General features: G+C 41.6%; 10 protein-coding genes and 1 pseudogene. 9 read left to right on the top strand and 2 right to left on the bottom strand.

Annotated features, from left to right (window positions below; genetic code table 11):
* Positions 1–130: 130 nt before the first annotated feature.
* Positions 131–331, top strand: a pseudogene (locus ACE1AT_RS28965) (aldo/keto reductase); the annotation flags it as partial.
* Positions 332–486: 155 nt separating this feature from the next.
* On the opposite strand, the gene ACE1AT_RS28960 reads toward ACE1AT_RS28965, so the two are convergent.
* On the bottom strand, positions 487–3,750 hold the full coding sequence (locus tag ACE1AT_RS28960) for a DUF4082 domain-containing protein (RefSeq protein WP_374874596.1): 3,264 nt from the start codon (positions 3,748–3,750) through the stop codon (positions 487–489).
* A gap of 837 nt (positions 3,751–4,587) precedes the next feature.
* On the bottom strand, positions 4,588–6,753 hold the full coding sequence (locus ACE1AT_RS28955) for a GumC family protein (RefSeq protein ID WP_374874595.1): 2,166 nt from the start codon (positions 6,751–6,753) through the stop codon (positions 4,588–4,590).
* A 2,025-nt stretch (positions 6,754–8,778) separates the two neighbouring features.
* Between ACE1AT_RS28955 and ACE1AT_RS28950 the strand changes: the two genes are divergently transcribed.
* From ACE1AT_RS28950 to ACE1AT_RS28915, 8 genes are all read left to right on the top strand, one after another.
* Positions 8,779–10,098: a glycosyltransferase family 4 protein gene (locus ACE1AT_RS28950; RefSeq protein ID WP_374874594.1), complete on the top strand. Its 1,320-nt coding sequence runs from the start codon at positions 8,779–8,781 to the stop codon at positions 10,096–10,098.
* Positions 10,099–10,343: 245 nt separating this feature from the next.
* Positions 10,344–11,186, top strand: a complete 843-nt coding sequence (locus ACE1AT_RS28945) for an ABC transporter permease (protein WP_374874593.1) — start codon at positions 10,344–10,346, stop codon at positions 11,184–11,186.
* 15 nt (positions 11,187–11,201) lie between these two features.
* The gene (locus tag ACE1AT_RS28940) at positions 11,202–12,485 is read left to right on the top strand and encodes a polysaccharide ABC transporter ATP-binding protein (protein ID WP_374874592.1); all 1,284 of its coding nucleotides are present in this window, start codon (positions 11,202–11,204) and stop codon (positions 12,483–12,485) included.
* A 25-nt stretch (positions 12,486–12,510) separates the two neighbouring features.
* Positions 12,511–13,023 (top strand): acyltransferase, encoded by a 513-nt coding sequence (locus ACE1AT_RS28935; protein ID WP_374874591.1) that lies wholly within the window; start codon positions 12,511–12,513, stop codon positions 13,021–13,023.
* A gap of 131 nt (positions 13,024–13,154) precedes the next feature.
* The gene (locus ACE1AT_RS28930) at positions 13,155–14,198 is read left to right on the top strand and encodes a Gfo/Idh/MocA family protein (protein ID WP_374874590.1); all 1,044 of its coding nucleotides are present in this window, start codon (positions 13,155–13,157) and stop codon (positions 14,196–14,198) included.
* A complete protein-coding gene (locus ACE1AT_RS28925) occupies positions 14,195–15,289 on the top strand; it encodes a DegT/DnrJ/EryC1/StrS family aminotransferase (protein ID WP_374874589.1) in 1,095 nt (364 codons plus the stop codon). Before ACE1AT_RS28930 ends, ACE1AT_RS28925 begins: the two co-directional genes overlap by 4 nt.
* Positions 15,290–15,997, top strand: coding sequence for an acyltransferase (locus ACE1AT_RS28920; protein WP_374874588.1), 708 nt, complete (start codon positions 15,290–15,292; stop codon positions 15,995–15,997).
* A gap of 238 nt (positions 15,998–16,235) precedes the next feature.
* Positions 16,236–19,265 carry a N,N-dimethylformamidase beta subunit family domain-containing protein gene (locus tag ACE1AT_RS28915; protein ID WP_374874587.1) on the top strand — a complete coding sequence of 1,010 codons (3,030 nt, stop codon included), beginning with the start codon at positions 16,236–16,238 and terminating at the stop codon, positions 19,263–19,265.
* Positions 19,266–19,276: the final 11 nt, after the last annotated feature.

Below are 19,276 nucleotides of genomic sequence, written 5' to 3'. Positions count from 1 at the left end.
CCACGTTTTTTTGTCTGATTATTAACAACAAATATCTCAAATCCCTATTCTATCGTATAAACTAGCCTGATTACGAAACTGGCGATCGCACCCTATAAGCTAGTTACAGAGATACTTAGGCAGTTTTTGGAGATGTCTATTAGATCAGCCGACTGTGGGCGGTGTAATTGTAGGTGCCAAACTTGGGGTATCGGAACACATTGAAGATAATGCCAAGGTATTTACGTTTGGCCTTGATGCTGAAGACATACATAATATAGATGTCATATCTAGCAAGTCACGAGATTTGTATCAACTCATTGGTGACTGCGGCGATGAATATCGAAAATAGAAAATTCAGAAATCAAAACGTCAACCGCCCCACCCACAAGGGAATGTGCTTTTACCGTAATCAATAAAAAAGACTGGAGTTAAGTTTCAACTCCAGTCTTTTAGTCACAATTGTCAACCTCTATAAACTAGACCGTGAACTAGTGAATAGATGTTCTAGGGTGTCGTACTAAATAGAACATCCACCCAGTAATTGCTTGCAGCATAAGAGGAAGTAGGGAAAGCAGGGTTGGCACTATAAGTATAAAGGCCGTTACCCCCACTGTCGCCATCACGCAACGCGTGTAGTGGTGGTTTGTCCACACTGGAGGTAAAGTAATTCTCAGTTACGGAGTACTTACCAACATTGGTGTGATAAGACATTACGTAGACAGTATTGGCGTTAATTGCTACTGAATTAGCAAAGTTTGCTTGCTGCCAGCCGGAAGCTGATTCGCTGGTAAAGGTGACTTGAGCTAACTGATTACCACTGCTATCCCATAATGTTCCCACATGGGTGCTTGTATTTTGCGGACTCTTATAGAACCTGATACCTTTGATATAGCCGTTGACATCAGAGCGGAACTTCACACCTAATTCGACAGACGAATTGTCTGGGTCTGTAATAACCGCAGGTGTGGCACTATTATCCCAGATACTAACTAGTGATGTGGCAGATGTAGTAAATGACCAACTGTAGTTCTGGGCTAGGGCATTACCTGCCTGGTCTTTGACCCCATTTGTACCACCTTTGACTGTAGCAGTGTAAGTTGTGGAAGTTGTTAGTGGACTACTCGGTGTCAGGGTGGCGGTGTTGCTTGCCGTATCATAGCTAACTGTGGCAGCTACGGACGTGTTATTTGCATCACGTAACTCAAAGTTAGTAGTGTTAATTGTTGTTGTGTTTATCGCCTCACTAAAAGTGGCTCTAACGGATGTGCTGGTACTAACTCCTGTTGCATTGCTAGTTGGAGTTGTAGAAGTTACTGTTGGCGGCGTGGTGTCAGGGGCAACGCTAGTTGTAAATACTACATCTACCCAGTAGTTACTAGAGTTATAGCTGGAGTTGGGGAAAGTCGGGTTGGCGTTATAAGCATAAACCCCATTCCCACCGCTTTCACCATTACGTAAGGCATAAAGCGGATAGCTATCTACGCCGGAACTGGCAAAGTATCCTTCGTTAATAGAATAGCGGCCGACATTAGTGTGGTAGGAAGCAACGTAGGTAGTGTTTGCAGTAATCGCCACTGGATTAGAAAAATTAACTTGTTGCCAACCAGAAGCTGATTCGTTGGTAAAAGTTGCCCTTGCTAGTTGTGTTCCATTACTGCTCCATAGGGTGCCGACATGGGTTCCTGTATTTTGAGGGCCTTTATAGAAGCGGATACCAGTAATAGAACCGTTCACTTGAGAGCGGAATTTCACACCTAATTCTGTCGCAGAAGTTTCGGGATCTGTAACTACGCTTGGTGTGGCGCTATTATCCCAAATAGTGCTACACGGATTATTTGCGCTACATCTAGATCCAACTGTGACAGTAACCTGTGTTTCTGATGTCTGAAGATTACCGCTATCATCTATAGCACGGCTTTTTATAGTGACAGTTCCAGCTGTTGAAGGTGTCCAACTGTAACTCCAACTTTCACGACCATTAGCTGGATGCCAAGTTGCTCCACCATCAACTGATACTTCTACACCACCGACGACACCGCCACCAAAATCACTTGCTGTACCACTGATTGTGACTGAGGTATTAGTTTGTACAGTTGTGCCATTTGTAGGTGAGGTGATGGTCGATGTTGGAACTTGGATATCCCCTGAGACAAAGGCTTGCACCAGACCAGACTGGAGGGTAGCAGGCTGCACACCCATGTCAGCAAACAAGTTAACAGTTGCCTGCTGCATACGCACATCTGGTGTAGCACCTGATGGTACACGATCATGATTGATATCTAAACCCCAAGACCACTGTACAGTTCCGGCGCCGAATACTAAGGCATCTTTGCCAGTACTACCTTTATATTTATATAGCGTTAGGCTGTGAATGGCTGTACCAGATCCAAAAGTTGATCCGTAGTCTGTGAGTATAGGAGCATTGTTAACCGTGGTTTTTGACATGCGAAACGAGCCAGCAGGTCGAAAGCCGTTATCGATGTCTTCATCCCATTCATAGCCTAAGGTTTGACTGGACAGTGTAGCTGTACTTCCTGCTGAGAGATTGGCAATGCTAGTGTTACGCCAGAAGCGCATTTTTCCATCTGCTGCTGGTACTTGAATGGCGGTTGTAGCCCCATCGTTGACTGTAAAAAGAGTACCAGTCAGGGCATTTTCAGGACGACCGCCGTCAGCTGGTGGACTAAAGCGAGGGTCACGCCAGGTTCCCGTCCACTCTGAGGTGGGATCAATTTTTGCATTGGCATGTGTCTCTTTATAACAGACCAGCGTGCGATAGGCTGTACCGGAACCATCAATACTGTTTTCCCAACGAGTTTTCCAGAAGACCTCGTTACCACTAAAAAATGCTAGATGGACGCCCCCATCCCTCGCAGCTTCAACTTTCTGGCGCTGTTGCTTCGACCAATACTCGTCGTGACCTACGGATAGGAATAGCTTATGATTCTTGATCAAGTCCCCATAGCGATCGCTATCTACACCAGTAAAGTAGCTAACATTGTAACCATTAGCCTCTAACCAGCGCACCATAGGGTATTCAGCGTTGAATAACCAATCCTGACCGTTATCCACAGAACGAGTGTTGAAGGGACGGTTGTAGCTGACTTTGTAAGCACCTCCTTTAGGACCTGGCCCTCCGGTGTAGAGGCTTGCACCACCGTAACTGTTGTACGCTTGCCAAGTTGTATCTGATGTCTGGAAGAGGATATCTGATGTGCTGGAGTCATCCCTGACAATGAAAACAATATGGCTGCTTCCCGTCGCTCCAGAAGTAAGTACCGCTTTGGCAAAATAAATTCCTGACGTGGCATTTGTTGGAATAGTCCATGTTCCAGACACATTCCAGTTACCGCAATCATATAGTGCAGTTGTTGCGTTTGTATTACAAGCTGCTTGATTGCGAGCGTTGGAAATCTGTTGTGCGCTCGGCTGTACAGTAGCTACTTTGCGCGCACCGTTCCCACTGTAGTAACCCATACGGTAGATATCGAGGCGATAGTTAGTAGCATTGCTACTAGTTTTGATCTTGAAATTGACTGTCTCACCTCGGTTGTAACTAATATCAGTAGTAAAACCCTGGATATTGGAACTTCCAGCACCACTGATATCCCATTCTGATTTGGGATTACCTGGTAAAGAGTTCTCAATGGTTATCGGGTTATCTACGGCAAGCGCGCGCTGCATCGGCAGTTGAAAACCTGTATTCAGGGCGAACACCAGCAACGTCGTCAGCAACATAGTTGCGAGTATGCGAATGAGCTTTTTCATCTCGTCTCCTTCGCATATTGATCAGACTTAGCTGAGAAAGGCAGCCCTACATATATCTTGTGTGGTTTGAAGAAATTAGTTATCCCTTCTATCTCAGTAGTCTGCCAATTTAATTTGGTTGGATCAATAATGACTAAAAAGCCTTTCATACACTGCTTCCATTTGCAAAAAAAGTTTCATTAGGGCTGTATGCAACTGCCCCAATTTTGTTAAAAGTTGTTTTTGATTAAGTACAAAAAGGCAAATCAAAAAATATGCATATTTACACCAGTATTTCTGATTCCAGACCGAAAATTTTACACTGGTTTACATATTTTTATAATTGCCATCTGATTGCTAGTTAGTCTCGAAAGACCTACAAGTAATAAAATATCCAGACATGTCCCAGTCTCCTAGACTAGAACTACTTTAAAGCAGGAATTTAGGGGAATTAATCAATTATACGACTGGACATTGTGTTTTTTGGATATCCCCTAAATCTAATCCAAGTATTCATTGAAAATTATACAATTAAACTAGTCAAATTTCAGTAGCTCAAAAAGTTCTGCGACTACAAAAAAATAGTAGTTTATGATACTATTTTTTTAAGTATGTACAACAGATGATTACTCATAAATTCCGCAGTACGCTATATATTAGATCAGCTAACTGTGGGTGGTGTAATTGTTATTACTAAACTTTGGGTATCGGAACACATTGAAAATAGCGCCAACGTATTTACGTTTTGCTTTGAAGCTGAAGAAATACATAATTCATAGATGTCATATCTAGCAAGTCACGAGATTTACATCAACTCATTGGAAACTGCGATGATGAATACCACAGATAGCTGATAGCTTAATAGGCTGAGTTTTGCTTATGATCGTTGCTAACGACACCTAAAACGTTCATCCGGGACGTTTTCAAACTCTCTAAAGCCCGCTTCAGTACGGAAGAGTCTGTTTTTTCCATCCTCACTATTAGTAAAATGCCATCTGTATGGGGTGCTATTAAACTAGCATCAGCTAACCCAAGCAAGGGGGGAGCATCATAAATCACTAAATCATAGGTATTTTGAAAATCTTCCATCAGTCGCTTCATTTTTTCTGATGAGAGCAACTTTGTTGGATCAGGTGGTATTGGGCCAGAAGTCAATATAGAGAGTTGCTTCATAAATGGTGCTGGGCGGATTGCTTCTGTGATTGGCAAGTTTGTAGTAATTAAATTACTTAAACCCCAAAAGTTGCTGAGATTTGCTAGCTCATGAATCACAGGTTGGCGCAAATTAGCATCTACAAGTAAAACTCGTTGTTCCATTGCACAGGCGATCTCGGCCAAGTGGAATGCAACTGTAGATTTACCATCTCCTGGCATAGCTGAACTAATAACTATAGATTTGATTGGGCGATCGCTACTGAGTAGTTGAATATTTGTACTCAATACACGCAAAGCCTCTAAAAAACCTGTGCTGTAGCTAGTAGTATCTCGCAGAGCGATCGCGCCAGGTTCAGAAATGTCCTTTGGTAGGGAATCTGGTGTTGCCCTTGCCAAAATTTTTGGTAGAGAAGTATGCTGTTGGCTACCTTGTAGATGTCTCTCAAAAGGTATTGATCCTAATAAAGGCTCTTGAATCTTTTGCTTGAGAACATGAGCACTATGATAAGTACTATCCAACTTCTCCAGTAGCAAAGCCAGAGCAATTCCTAAGATTAAACCAGCCAACAATCCTGATATTAAACTACGTTTGATATCTACTAATGCAGGATTTTCTGGCAGAGTAGGTGCTTGAATTAATTCCCAGGGCAATTCTGTTTGTGCTACCTGAATTTCTAAGGTTTCGCGGGTATTGAGAAAACGGTTTAAACTCTCAGTTGCAACTTGTAATTTCCGTTGTAACTCAGTATATTGTCTTGTTAGGACAGGCAATTGCTTACGTCTTTCTTCAAGTTGCTGCTCTGCCTTGGCCAGTTCTTGGCTCTGCACCTCTAAAGCTTGAAGTTGTGTTGCCGCCTCCGCAAGCCTTGTACTCATAAAGCGTTCTGCTTCTTGACGTAGCAGCGGTAACAGGCTTTCTCGTTTTTCTTGCAAATTCTTGATAGTAGGATTTTCCTCCTGGAAAACAGTTGTCTGGGCAGCTATTTGAACCTCTAATGTACGCAACTGGGCAAGTAACTGTTGATACAGTGGCGCATTATTCAGTGTAGCCAGTTCTCCTTCTTCTCCCTGTAAGCTCGCTAAATTGTTACGAGCTACAGCTAACTCCTGATTGATGGTTTGTCTTTGTTGAGATAGACTACTAGCCTGAGCAACTATTTGTTGTGCCTGTGTTTCTGGATCAACAAAATCATACTTTTGTCGGAATATCTGCTGTTCTTTTTGCAGCTGATCTACCCGCCTCTGCATGACTACCAGTTGCTCTTTTACAAACTTGAGACCTTGTCGCAGACTAGTTTGCCGCTGTTCCAAACTATACTTTAAATAAGTTTTAGCAATCTCATCCAGTACAGCTTTGACTTTTACGGGATTATCACTCTGATAACCAACTTCTATAATCCTGGTTTCACCGAGACGAGTAATAGTCAAAGATTTTAGTAAATAATCATAATTAATGTCTGGATAGTCTCTTTGCAATCTCATAACAATATTTTTCATTAGTCCCGGACTTTTGAGAACCTGTATTTGGCTTTGATAATCCAGACTAGGGTTTGATGAACTAGAGTTTTGCTGAGAATTCAGTTCTGACAACTTGTTCTCATTATTCAGAGGTTCGACTAATAGCCTAAAACTGTTTTCATACACAGGCTTTTGCTTTAGGGATGAGTATACTGTAGCTGTCATCACAACAGCTACTACTCCGGCTATGACTAGTACTCGTCGCCTGACAACATTTAAAATATCTCGTAAATTCCAATCATCTCCCTGGGTGTCGGATAAAGGAAAAGGTGGAAATTGATTACTCAGTTGTTGCGGTAAGAAGTTCGGATTTCTGTCAGAACTTGATGGTTGATATGACCGATTATCCATAATTTATAAAGATTTGGTAAATATGTAGGTGCTATTTGCTATACGCAGTTTGAATGTAAGTGCAATCCCACAGAAAGTAGCTATAGTAATGTTTTTGTATAATTTTTAAGCATCACAGTATATATACTTGTCTTTGATTAAATAGCGATGATTACATAATTGTGACTAAAGTATATCATCGGTTTATAAATTCATGTGCTGCCTTACTCAAGCTTAATACCGTGCTTAATAATGTACTATGTGCAGCTAAATAGTACAGCTTGGTCAAAAGAGAATAGACAAAGATTTGTTTTACTAATACTATGCCGTCTAAATACTAAATTTTTCACGGTAGTTTTCAGCAATACAATCCTGTTTTATTAGTTTGGTAAATATTCAATCTGCATTTGGAATTGCTGTGATTTTGAGTAGCACTTTATGGCATTGCCCAATAATGGGATGATTTAGGCTGACTCTCAAACACTGAGACACGGTAATTACTGTTGATGAAAATGCCAAAATAATCGCGTAATTATGCAACGCCCACTTTATTTTCAAAGCAATAGAAATAGAAAACTCAACGACAGATTGTATTTCATACCCAGAAACCATCATGACAGTACGTTTTATACCACTAAAGTGATAAAAGAGGACTAAATTATATGTTTTCAAAAATCAAGCAAATAAGCACTTGATGCATTGCTAACATTAAAGATATATTAACGTTTTACCTCATGCCAAAGTAAATTTAATCACACTTAGTTTAAATAATTGCTATATAAGAGTCATTATTTATACAATATTTTTTTGTTTACTTTTCTTGGATTAAATTTAAGTTCTTTTGGAAGAGCAATTTAGAGACAGTTCTGCAAATAGGATACTTGACAACAAGAAAAACATGTATTTTTTATTACATGTCTTATTTTTAATATAAGACTAACATATTGTCTTCAGAGTCTCAATATAAGAATAAATTTGAAACATGCTAATATACTCATGCAGATCGATGTTATGACAAACAACCAGCAAAGTGATGATTTTTAATTATGTAAGATATAAAACAGCGTGTGTATCCTCCGAAATTTACAGGTGAAGATAAGTAAAAGATGTAGCTTCCTTAAAAAGCTATATTGCCACGGCTTTTAAGTAATGTTGTATAAGTGCATCAAATACACCAATAACAACATCATATTAAAAAATCGATATTCGAGTAGTTTTGTTTTTACATGTTGTGTTGTTCTATACTTTTGAACCTACACATGCCAATTCATGTAAGCAAACTAACTTTGTTTTTGGATGCAGTATAAAATTAACCAAGTCATTATCTTATAGTCTTAGAAAACCTCAATTAATAATTAACTAACAACTAGTTAGTATCAAAAAATACAATTAACTATCCAAAGTGTTTTCCCCTATTAGTGCTGAAAGAAGTTCAGCGCCATTTAGATAAGTCTTTTGATACAGGATAAAGTTGATGACGCTAATTAGTATTTTGTCAGAGTTACAGTTTGTTTATGAAACATATCTTTAAACACCGGAGATATTTCCATGTTTAAAAATTAGATAATGCTGATTGAGTGAAAATAGATTAGTTATCTTACAGCTTCTGTTGTAGGTTCTGTGTCTGTTTGACAAATACTTACCATGCTTTGAAATATTTTTTATGGCGATATTCGTTTACACACAATTTTACTCGTCTCAATTTTGTTTGTCTGTTCACCGAAAACTATGCAATTAATTTACTTTTTAAAGATTCCTTGAAACTTATATGAAAATACTTGTATTTTATGCCAAATATATTACCTTGACATCTAAATAACTATATAATTAAATCTACGGAGAAAAGCTTGTATATTTTCTAGAAAATAAATTCTTCTATTTAGTTTAGATTAAGTATTCTGAAGACACATAAAAATACTTTTCCCCTTTATTTGTGTTGGATTCAGTACTGAGAGATTCAAAATGTTTTTATTAAGTAATGTGTATTTTATTGCCTTCTTATATTAGAAACGGCGTCTAGAAAAGTATTTGTACAGGATATAGCCAATGACACTCAGTAAATGGATTAATCAGAAATTGTTTCTATCTAACTCGACTCATTCAGATAATTCAGAAGCTAAAAGTGAGCAGTTGCTAAAAACTGGAAAAATGGTCAAATTGTCGGTCATGACTCAGTTTTTTCCTCCAGATTACGCTGCCACAGGACAATTGCTAGAAGAACTCACCAGACAATTGGGATATCTTGGGGTGGACATTGAAGTTTTTACAAGTCAACCAGGATATGCTTTTAAATCTTCTCATGCCCCATCGGTACAGCACTTAGGTAAAGTACTAGTGCAGCGATCGCGTACTGCTCAATTATGGCCAGGACGAATTCGAGGTAAAGCAGTTAATGGAGTTCTATTTACTCTGCGTGCTGCACTCCATTTACTAAAAAATGGTCGTCGTTTCAACTTATTATTATTGACCACAGCACCACCATTTTTGCCAATTCTGGGATATCTTGCCCATACCTGGTTTAGACTTCCGTATGTTTGCATACTCTATGATCTTTATCCAGATATTGCGATCGCTCTGAATGTCATCTCAAAAGACCATTGGGTAGCAAAGCTGTGGCGAAAACTAAATAAGTTAGTTTGGCAAAAAGCCAAAGCAATAATAGTTCTGAGTCCCGCAATGAAAATGCGAGTGACTGCTATTTGTCCACAGGTCGAAGATAAGGTTTTTGTAATTCACAGTTGGGGAGATCCTGATTTAATTGTACCTATTGCCAAACAAGAAAACTGGTTTGCATGGAAGCATAACTTAGTCAATAAGTTTACTGTGCTCTACTCAGGTAACATGGGTCGTTGTCACGATATGGATACTATCTTGGAGACTGCAAAACTACTCCAAGATGAACCAATTCAGTTTGTGTTTATCGGTAGTGGAGCAAAACAAGAAGAAGTTATTAAGGAGGTAAATCGCTTAGGGCTAAAAAATTTTGTATTTTTACCTTATCAAGACAAAGAAGTATTACCCTACTCGCTCACAGCTGGTGACTTATCTCTAGTAAGTGTTGATGAGGGTATGGAAAGTTTGGTTGCTCCCAGTAAACTTTATCCAGCCTTGGCGACTGGGCGACCAGTTGCAGTCATTTGTTCCGAGTATTCATACTTAAGACAAATGATTACACAAGCCAATTGTGGTGACACCTTTGAAAATGGGGATAGCCATGGTTTGGCTGAGTTTATTCGCCTGCTGAGTCAAGATCGGGAATTAGCAAAGCGTATGGGTAAGGCTGGTCGTCAGTATATGCGATCGCACTATACGCCTGAGATCATATCTCGACAATATTTAGATGTATTGCAGCGGAGTATTAGTTAGGAACGTTATTAAAAGGCAAGCAACCCTATTTTTTAGTTACATACCTTTTTTTGCCTGATAACGAGCAAAACCAAATTTACTTAAAAACATAATAGATTGCTATTTGTTTAGGAGTTGGGCTTCGATGGTCTTTTGATCTCAGTCCCTCTAACGTAACCTTCATTTCTACTATTTGGAGGCGAATTGTAGAGAAGGTGTGATCATCATCGGAAACGTTCAAAACGAAGAGCTATATACAGATAATTATGAATAGTCGAGAAATCGCCTCTGACCAAGAATTAGTGATTGAGGCTGGACGCACCGAACGTCAGTATTGGAAAGACATTTGGCGCTACCGGGAGCTATTATATTTTCTTGCTTGGCGAGATATTTTGGTGCGTTACAAACAAACTGCGATCGGCATAGCCTGGGCATTAATCCGACCATTTTTAACAATGGTTGTTTTCACCGTAGTATTTGGAAATTTAGCTAAATTGCCTTCAGAGGGATCGCCCTATCCAATTTTAGTATTTTCTGCGATGCTCCCCTGGCAGTTTTTTGCCAATGCGTTGAGTGAGAGTAGTAATAGTTTAATTAGCAACGCCAACTTAGTTTCTAAAGTATATTTTCCCCGTTTGATAGTACCAATTAGTGCAGTAATAGTCAGCTTTGTAGATTTCATGATCTCCGGCATGATACTGTTAGCACTAATGGCATGGTATAACTTTGTACCAGACTGGCGAATTGTAACTCTACCAGTATTTATCTTGATTGCCTTTGCAGCATCAATTGGAGTGGGTTTGTGGTTGGCAGCATTGAATGTTGAATATCGTGATTTTCGCTACATAGTACCTTTTATTGTGCAGTTTGGCTTGTATATCTCACCTGTGGGCTTTAGCAGTAGTGTTGTACCGCAGCAGTGGCGATTACTTTACTCATTAAATCCTATGGTGGGTGTGATTGATGGCTTTCGCTGGGCAATTTTAGGTGGGGAGTCACAAATTTACTTACCTGGATTTACACTGTCTGTCGGATTAGTTGCCTTGTTACTAGTAAGTGGCATTTGGTACTTCCGTAAAATGGAACGGACGTTTGCTGACGTTATTTAGGAAGGAGTAGAGCAGATGTCTAATACCATAATTCGCGTCGAAAATCTGGGTAAAAAATTTATTATTGCTCACCAACAAGACAACTCTGGCCGCTACCGTTACAAGGCTCTACGAGATGTAATTGCGAATGGAGCTAAGTCTCTGGCAAAGAGACTGATTAAGCCCGACCCCAAAAAAATATCTAACCCTACCCGTGAAGAATTTTGGGCATTAAAAGATGTTTCTTTTGAGATTAAGCAGGGTGAAGCTATTGGTGTGATTGGACGGAACGGAGCCGGAAAATCGACACTCCTAAAAGTCCTGAGCCGCATTACCGAACCAACAAAGGGACGCATTGCTATCAAAGGGCGAGTAGCAAGCCTCTTAGAAGTAGGAACGGGATTTCACCCAGAACTTACAGGGCGGGAGAATATCTTCCTCAACGGTTCTATATTGGGGATGAGTAGAGTCGAGATTAAGAAGAAGTTTGATGAAATAGTTGCTTTTGCGGAAGTAGAAAAGTTTTTAGATACACCAGTCAAGCGCTATTCTTCTGGAATGTATGTACGCCTTGCTTTTTCCGTTGCTGCTCACTTAGAGCCAGAAATTTTAATTGTAGATGAAGTGCTAGCAGTGGGCGATTCCGCATTTCAAAAGAAATGCTTAGGGAAAATGGGAGATGTCGCCACCAAAGAAGGGCGGACAGTTTTGTTTGTCAGCCACAGTATGCAGGCTATTGCCCAGCTAACCAAACGTTGCATATTGCTTTCTAAAGGTAACATCCAGTTTGATGGTAATACTTCCAAAGCAGTGCAGTTATATCTTACAGGGCAAAAAGATGATTCCGAGCAAGCTGGCTATTACCAAGCTCCTACAAGCAAAACAGGCAATTATGTAGCTTGGGCGCGGGTACATGCTTCCGAAGGAGAAGGAATTCACTGCTGGGGAAAACCTATTACCTTTGAGTTTGCCTTAAATATAGAGAAACCTCATGAAAGTCTTTCCTTTTCGTTTCAAATAGTTAGTGCTTTGCAACAGCCTATAGCTATTTTTTGGTTTTTCTCTGATGCACCTTTTCGCCATGAACCGGGAACTCATATTTTTCGATGTGAGATACCTAAATTGCGGCTTTACATGGGTTCCTACACCTTAACAACATGGTTTTCCGAACGACGTAGCGATACTCTTTTAGAAAATCTCCGAGAAATTTGCCAATTTGAAGTCAGTATGCACGAATTTGAACGACCAGATTATCCATGGCAAGCTGATGAATGTACTTACTTAGAAGATGCGGTTTGGAAAACTGGAGAAAAATATTAATCAATTAATTAAAGGGGAATGAATAATGCCAATAAATGATGATGTCAAGCTAGGGAAGAATGTAAAAATTTTTCATCCCCAACTTGTAAATCTGTATAACTGCACCGTTGGGGATGACACAAAGATTGGTACGTTTGTGGAAATTCAGAAAAATGTCACCGTAGGCAGTCGGTGTAAAATTTCGTCCCATAGCTTTCTTTGTGAAGGCGTCATCATCGAAGATGAGGTGTTTATCGGTCATGGTGTGATGTTTACTAATGACCTTTATCCGCGTGCCACTAATGAAGATGGTAGTTTAAAAACAGATGATGACTGGGATGTTGTAGAGACACGAGTCAAACGCTGTGCATCTATTGGTAGCAATACCACCATCTTAGCAGGTGTGACCGTTGGAGAAAAAGCCATCGTTGGCGCTGGGGCAGTAGTTACTCGTGATGTTCCCGATTATGCAATTGTGGTGGGAATACCTGCTCGTGTCATCGGTGATGTACGCGATCGCTCTCAAAATGCAGAAATGACAGCCAGTATTTGTAGCTAATCAATCAGCATGAACACCAAAACTAGCAAACCAATGAAATATCAAAGCATCTGTAACCCCTAATTGAGAAGTTACGGATGTTGCATTTATGTAAAGTCAAAAGTTCATTAACAAAAACGTATAAGACAAAAATGGGTAACAACATTAATATCGGTGTCATCGGTTACGGATACTGGGGTCCGAATCTGGTCAGAAACTTTGCTGAAATTCCAGGAACACAAGTAAAAACAGTCAGTGATTTTAAACCAGAACTGCTGGCAAGAGTACAAGCAAGATACCCGAAAATAGATATTACAACAGATTGCCGTGATATATTTAACGACCCCAAAATAGACGCTGTGGCGATCGCCACACCTGTGTCTACCCATTTCGACTTGGCTTTGGCTGCATTACAGGCTGGTAAGCACGTACTGGTAGAGAAACCAATGACTGTCTCTTCAGAACAAGCTCTGCGGCTAATTGAAGAGGCTGAAAAACGCAACCTAGTATTAATGGTAGATCACACCTTTGTCTATACGGGTGCAGTACGTAAAATGCGGGATCTAGTAGTTACCAATGCCATTGGTGATATTTATTACTACGATTCTGTACGCGTCAACTTGGGACTCTTCCAACATGATGTCAATGTGATTTGGGATTTGGCAGTCCACGACCTCTCAATTATGAACTATGTATTGCCATCTCGGCCTTATGCAGTTTCGGCCACAGGCATGAGTCATGTTCCTGGAGAACCGGAAAATATTGCCTATCTGACTTTGTTCTTTGAAGGTAACTTAATTGCTCACATTCATGTCAACTGGTTAGCACCAGTGAAAGTACGCCGCACATTGATTGGTGGTAGCCAACGCATGATTGTTTATGATGACTTAGAACCAAGCGAAAAAGTCAAAATCTACGACAAAGGTATTACAGTCAATGGCAGTAATTCTGCGGAAAACGTATATCAAATGTTGATTGGTTATCGCACAGGAGATATGTGGTCTCCTCATTTAGATATGACGGAAGCACTACGGACAGAAGGGTTGCACTTTATTGATTGTATTGAAAAAGGCGATCGCCCCATAACAGATGGTCAAGCCGGATTGCAAGTAGTAAGAATTTTGGAAGCTGCTACCCAATCTATGAAGCAGCATGGTCAATTAGTTGAACTAAATTTAGCACAGGTAGCACTATGATTCCATTTGTAGATTTAAAAGCCCAGTACTTAAGTATTAAAGAAGAGATTGATACTGCCGTTCTCAAGCTATTGGAAAGTACCCAATTTATTTTGGGCAGTGAAGTCGCAGCTTTTGAGCAAGAATTTGCTGACTATTGCAATGCCGATTACGGTATAGCCTTAAATACAGGAACCAGCGCCCTGCACTTAGCATTACTGGCAGCTGGTATTGGTCCAGGAGACGAAGTCATTACTACACCTTTTACTTTTGTTGCAACGGTTGCGGCAATTGTGTATACCGGAGCGACGCCCGTATTTGTAGATATTGACCCGGTTTCCTACACCATCGATGTCACCAAAATTGAACAAGCCATTACCGAAAAAACTAAAGCCATTTTGCCGGTTCATTTGTATGGTCAACCAGCAGACATGAACCCGATTATGGAAATTGCTCGGCGTCATGGTTTGACTGTAATTGAAGATGCTGCCCAAGCTCACCGCGCTGAGTACAAAGGACAACGAATAGGTAGTATTGGGGATATTGGCTGTTTTAGTTTTTACCCAGGCAAGAATCTAGGTGCTTACGGCGAGGGTGGCGCAGTAGTCACTAATAATCCTGAATATGCCCGTACCATCAAGATGTTGCGGGACTGGGGACAAGAGCAAAGATATCACCATGTTCTTAAGGGTTATAACTATCGCATGGATGGTATCCAGGGTGCAATTTTGCGAGTCAAGTTGCGCTATTTAGATGCTTGGACGGAAGCACGCAGGAAACATGCAGCCTTGTATGATCAACTCTTGGCAAACTCAAGCATCACAACACCAAGGGTGATGCCCTATAGTTATCATGTTTACCACGTTTATGCCGTGCGTACTCACCAGCGGGATGCACTACAACAAAAACTAAAAGAGCGGGAAATTCAGACAGGTATTCATTATCCCATTCCTGTACACTTGCAGCAGGCTTATGCAGACTTAGGATATAAAGTTGGTGATTTTCCTTGTGCTGAATTGGTAGCCAATGAAGTGCTTTCCTTGCCAATGTGTGCAGAACTTTCTTCAGAGCAAATAGAATTTGTCAGTGCTGCCGTGCGTGAGAGTATTTAAATGTCTGAGCTAGTTAAAAGTAGGATAGTCAAAGCTGTACATGGTTCACAAGAATTGAAGCCAGACCCAGATTATGAGATGGGACTAGCAGAGTATTTACGCCATCAATACGGTAATAACGGATTAATCGAATTGTACGCTCGCTTTGCTATCGGTGATGGAGATTTTGATGTGTTAATGCGACGAGTCATTTGGCGTGCAGTCGCAAGTAGATTCGGACACGGCGTTCGTATTAGTAGTGGTGTAGGTTTCAAGCATTTAGAAACCTTTGAAATTGGTAATAAGGTCTTCATCGGCTCCCAAACTTATATTCAGGGAAGATTCGATGGTAGGTGTGTAATAGGGAATCAAGTTTGGATTGGTCCACAGAGTTACTTTGATGCCCGTGATTTAATTATTGAAGATTATGTAGGCTGGGGACCAGGTGCAAAAGTCTTGGGTTCGACCCATACCGCATTGCCGATTGATGTTCCGATTATCCAAACAGACTTGGAGATTAAATCGGTAAAAGTTGAAGAAGGAGCCGATATTGGCATGAATGCAGTTATTTTGCCTGGAGTGACAATCGGTAAGGGTAGTATTGTCGGTGCTGGGGCAGTTGTAAATAAGGATGTAGCACCTTATGCAATTGTAGCAGGCGTCCCAGCTCGGTTTTTACGTTGGCGAGAAGGATACGAACCATCGGAGAATATGGAAAACGCAAAATAGTGGAGTATTAATTGATAGAATTGTTGGGAATGCTTATCCTAACCTTGACAAAGTAAAATTTTTAGCAATTGTTAATGTTGATTTCCCAACCTCTCTAATCCTTTAATTTCATTTAGTATTTATCTTTTTAGTTCGTTATTAGTATGTAGTTGCACTACACACAACTGCACACTTTTTTGTTGGCAATCGCAGGCATATCAGGGTGTAAAAGTAAATAATTATACTTTGCAAAAAAGCCATGACTTTCCTCTTTACTAATCAAGCCCCAAGTATTACAAATTTCAGTGATGGCGTTCCCTACGAATTAGGCATGAAATTCCGCAGTGCGACAGCAGGGCAAATTTCTGCCATTCGCTTCTGGAAAGCTGCTAGCGAAACCGGAACTCATACTGGCAGGATCTGGACGGCAACGGGAACTCTCCTGGGAAGTGTCACTTTTGCTAACGAAACTGCCTCTGGCTGGCAACAGCAGACTCTCAGCACCCCAGTTGACATCCAAGCTAATACGACCTACGTGGTCTCTGTCAACGTAAATGCTTATTATGTAGCCACTTATGATCAACTGGGTAGTTCCATAACCAATGGCGATCTTAGCTCAGTAGCTGACGGCAACAATGGGGTATTTAATGGAACTCCAGGAGCCTTTCCAAGCAATTCCTACCGGAATACTAATTATTTTCGTGACATCAACTTTGTTGCTGTTGCTCTTCCAACGATCACCAAAGTTAGCGGCGACAATCAGACTGGTGCAACAGGGGCAACTCTGCCCAATCCCTTGGTTGTCCAAGTCAAAGACAGTGCAGGGAATCCTCAATCAGGGGTCACGGTGAACTTTGCTGTTACTGCTGGTGGGGGGTCAGTTTCGCCCACTAGTGCAGTAACTAATGCTAGCGGTCAGGCTAGTACCACCTTGACACTCGGAGCTAATCCTGGTGCGACACTTCCTATAACTAATACTGTAAGTGCCACAGCAAACGGAATAGGTAGTGTTACTTTCTCAGCCACTGCTACTCCATCAGGAAACGCACAAACAGTTTTGACGACTCAATCTCCGACTATTCCAAATTTCACTGATAACGTTCCCTACGAATTAGGGATGAAATTCCGCAGTTCTAAAGGGGGACAGATTACTGCCATTCGATTCTGGAAAGCCGCTAGCGAGACAGGAACTCATGTTGGCAAGATATGGACACAAACGGGAACTCTTCTGGCAAGCGTCACTTTTACTAACGAAACTGCCTCTGGCTGGCAGGAACAGCTTCTAGCAACGCCAGTTAGCATTCAAGCTAATACGACCTACGTCGTCTCTGTCAACGTCAATGCCTATTATGCCATAACTTATAACGAACTGGGAAGTTCCATAGTCAACGGCGATCTTAGCTCAGTAGCTGACGGCAACAATGGGGTGTATAACGTCAATCCGAATTCTTTCCCAACCAGTTCTTATCAGAATAGTAACTATTATCGCGATATCGCCTTTGTTGCTGGCAGTGCCTTGGTTAAAGTCAGTGGAGACAATCAGGTTGGCGCGATAGGAACGACTCTACCCAACCCCCTAGTCGTGCGAGTCGTAAATGCTCAAAACAATCCTCAGTCAGGGGTCACGGTGAACTTTGCCGTTACCAATGGCGGAGGGTCAGTCTCACCTGGGAGTGCAGTAACTAATGCTAGCGGTGAAGCAAGTACGACCTTGACACTAGGATCTGTTCCTAGCGGACCTGATGGGGTGATAGTAACTGCGACGGCAGTGGGCATAGGCAGTACCACCTTCTCAGCGACAGCAACTCCGGTCAATCCTAATCCCATCTATTTGGAAAACCAGAATCCTGGCACGACTAACTGGAAGGTTGTCAACCAAGCCAATGGCGAGATCGCCGGCTATGCCTCAGCGACCAGTGTCAATAAAGGGGGATCGCTGGACATTAAGGTTTCTCTTGGACAAGCAGGACAATACACCATCGACGTATACCGCCTGGGCTACTATGGTGGCACGGGAGGAAGGCTGATAGCGAGTAGTGGCCCGCTCAATGGCGTAACCCAACCTGCCTGTACCTTAGATCCCAATACCCGCCTAGTCGAGTGTAACTGGACAACTTCCTACGTCTTGCAAGTAGGCAATAACTGGACTAGCGGTATTTATGTTGCCAAGCTGACTGATCAGGCAACTAACAGGATGACACATGTGTGGTTTGTTGTCCGGGATGATAGCAGCACTGCCGACATCTTATTCCAGAGCGCCATTTCTACTGTTCTGGCCTATAGCACAACGGGGGGTTACAGCTTGTACAGCTTTAACAGCCTTGGTGGTCAGAGAGCTTACAAGGTTTCCTACGACCGACCCTTTTCCCAGTCAAGCAATCAAGGCGAGACTAATACACCCCTGCGATGGGAATACAATATGGTGCGTTGGCTGGAATCTCAAGCTTACAATGTCACCTACACTGACAACATGCAGATTCACGCCAACGGGCAAACATCGCTCAATCCCAACAATCACAAAGTATTCCTGTCTATAGGTCACGATGAGTACTGGTCTAAAGAAATGCGTGATGCCGTCGAAGCTGGACGCAATGCTGGAATTAATTTGGGATTTTTCTCTGCCAATACTTGCTATTGGCGAGTGAGGTTTGAAAATTCTACTTCTGCTGCTGGGCAAGTGAAGCCAAACCGGGTGATGGCGTGCTACAAACAAGATTGGGACTTAGATTCAGTCGCCCAGCAACAAGGAGCATCAGCAGCAACTAATAAATTCCGCAGTTTCCAGAATCAGCGACCGGAAAACGCCTTGTTAGGAGTCATGTACGGTAGTGATACCGGAAATATTTACGGCGGTTATAATTATGTTGTCACTAACAGTGGTAATCCTTACTATGCGAACACGGGACTCCAAAACGGGGATCAACTCGCTCTGTTAGTAGGCTATGAATGGGATTTTACCGTTAATAATGGATCTGCTCCTTCAGGTCTTGTGACCTTGTCCGAGTCAACAGTTGTGCCTGCTGGCGTATTGCCAAACTTCGACGAACCGCCTGGAGAAGAAGCCCTCCCTGCGAACCAGGATTTTACCAAGGCTAACTCAGTTCGCTACACAGCTAGTAGTGGAGCTAAAGTTTTTGCATCCGGCACCGTTCAATGGGCCTGGGGGCTAGACAGTGATGGTGTCAGCCCGGCTAGGGAAGATACTCGCGCCAAGCAAATAACTGTCAACATTTTAGCAGACATGGGAGCTAGACCCCAAACGCCAAATGCAAACCTCATTGTTCCTTAAAGTCTCCCAAA

Source organism: Pelatocladus sp. BLCC-F211 (assembly GCF_041928655.1).
In the GTDB taxonomy this organism is placed as follows: domain Bacteria; phylum Cyanobacteriota; class Cyanobacteriia; order Cyanobacteriales; family Nostocaceae; genus Pelatocladus.
The sequence above is the reverse complement of the archived record's forward strand: the minus strand, read 5'-3'. Positions and strand labels throughout refer to the sequence as shown.